The sequence below is a fragment of the Rhizobium ecuadorense genome (genome assembly GCF_001187535.1).
GTDB lineage: Bacteria > Pseudomonadota > Alphaproteobacteria > Rhizobiales > Rhizobiaceae > Rhizobium > Rhizobium ecuadorense.
In genome coordinates, this window is the sequence record NZ_LFIO01001270.1 from 1 (window position 1) to 211 (window position 211).

Consider the following 211-nt stretch of genomic DNA (forward strand, 5'->3'; position numbering starts at 1 on the left):
GCCTCAACTCGCCGACCTCAGGCAAGATCGGATCGGCAAAAAGCTGCGCCAATATCTCGTCCGAGGTGCCGACGACATCACGGGCGAACAGGGTGCGCCGCTCGCCCTGCGGTGAAAGGGTTCGCTCATGACGGCCATCGGCATAGTCTCGATACCGGCGCCGCGTTGCGGCATCGGCGCTATCGAAAGGCACGATGACGCGGCCCAGCGC

The 211-nt window shown here is 64.9% G+C and carries 1 pseudogene; it reads right to left on the bottom strand.

Going from position 1 to position 211, the window contains the following annotated elements:
- Nucleotides 1-211 (bottom strand): annotated as a pseudogene (locus AF337_RS27195) (LLM class flavin-dependent oxidoreductase); the annotation flags it as partial.